Consider the following 1,604-nt stretch of genomic DNA (forward strand, 5'->3'; position numbering starts at 1 on the left):
TCTTTAAATTTATGATAATAGGTACATTGAACAACTTTTGTTCCAACAATGCCATGAGAATATGTTGAGAAATTTCTTTCATCTGCTAAGATGTCATTGGTATTTATAGCATTATATGTTTCATATTTACGACACATTAAATATATTTGAAGTAGTTTTGAAATTGGTTTAGTTCCGCCACCACCAGAAGCACTTTGATTTCTTGTTCCTACAACACTTGATGAATTTGCACTACTGCTCATCAAATTCAAGGCAATGCTATCAAAATCAAATCCTGATTCACGATACTTTGTAGGATCAAAATTTCCATCAGCTGAACACAGGGTACTGCTGTGCTCTGCTTGACTTGAAAGTCTTCTAAAAAAAGCTCTATTTGAATCAGCAACATTTACAATTTTTAATTGCGCTTTACAATCAGCAGTTTTACAATAAAATGTTTTATCTTTATCAGCAATAGTTATTTCACTAGCTTTAACTAAATCTTTTTTCTGTTTATCTTGATATGCAAAATAGGGCATAGTATCATCTCCATTCTAATACAACATACATATATTGTAACATGCAAAATGAATCAATATTTATTTTTTGTCATTATTTGACTTTGAACTAGGATGTCCATTATTTAACGTCTTCTTAAGAATAATATTCTCAGCTTTAATGTACCAATCCACATCCGCTCCCATATAGGTTGCTGTCGCTACTGTATCTGCTACTGGATTGACTAGTTCTACTTCTGCATTGTAGTCAAAATCCTTTGTTCCAGCAGAAACAGGGATACTGACTTGAATCATACGACCTTGTCCTTTGGATTTTAGGTCATAGGTTCTTTCTTTAATCTGTTCAGTTACATTTCCTTCTTCATCTGTAATTTTTACTTCTCGACGTAATGCCGAGAACTTTAGAGTTCCAAATGTTTTATTCTTTTCAATCACAATTCCTTGAGCCAATCTCATATAGGTTCACCTATTCCTTTCTTAAGCTTTTACCATATCATCTGCGTGTAAGATGTAATTGGTAAAGCCGCGAGTGCCAATTTTGTAACCTTCTGCTGTGATACGTGGGTTGACTAATTTTACTTTATCTTCCACTTCAAAGTGTTTTTCTCCAGCTTCTGTAGGCAAAATAACAAAGATATCATCCGCTCGCTGAACGTCTGAATATAAATTATAACTACGGGATAAAATCGTCGGCTTTCCGTTAATCCGGCGTTGTTCTATTTTTCCTTCACCTGCAAATTCTAATGTTCCAAATGTTTGTTCCATTTCTGGAACGACAAATTTTAATTCCATATTTTTTACCTCTTTCTGTTTAGTTTTCATAAATATCAAACTGTATAAAGATTATTCTCTTTTGTGGGAAAACCGATAAAGCACATAAATAACACAGTCTTTCGAATATATTTCAGTTATTTCCTAAAAAAAATCGTAATCACCCCATTCCCGTTTAGCCAAATAAAAAGAGACGTTTCTATCATAGAAACGTCTACTACTGGCTAAATATATTGATTAAAAAAAGCTGTTAAAAAATCTGCTTCATACCTCTCAGTAACTTCCTTGGAAACAATTATTGTAAGTTTGTCTAAAGATCTAGTCAAAGCTACATAT

The 1,604-nt window shown here is 32.9% G+C and carries 3 protein-coding genes; all 3 read right to left on the minus strand.

Annotated features, from left to right (window positions below; translation table 11 throughout):
• Nucleotides 1-518, minus strand: a 518-nt coding sequence (locus GVV20_RS10520; protein ID WP_250690214.1) for a hypothetical protein, incomplete at its 3' end; no start/stop codon positions are given.
• Between the two features lie 60 nt (nucleotides 519-578).
• Nucleotides 579-953, minus strand: a complete 375-nt coding sequence (locus tag GVV20_RS10525) for a YdcP family protein (RefSeq protein ID WP_159740296.1) — start codon at nucleotides 951-953, stop codon at nucleotides 579-581.
• Nucleotides 954-974: 21 nt separating this feature from the next.
• Nucleotides 975-1,289, minus strand: coding sequence for a YdcP family protein (locus GVV20_RS10530; protein ID WP_159740295.1), 315 nt, complete (start codon nucleotides 1,287-1,289; stop codon nucleotides 975-977).
• Between the last annotated feature and the right edge of the window lie 315 nt (nucleotides 1,290-1,604).

It is taken from the genome of Erysipelothrix aquatica (assembly GCF_009828775.2).
GTDB classification, from domain to species: domain Bacteria; phylum Bacillota_I; class Bacilli_A; order Erysipelotrichales; family Erysipelotrichaceae; genus Erysipelothrix; species Erysipelothrix aquatica.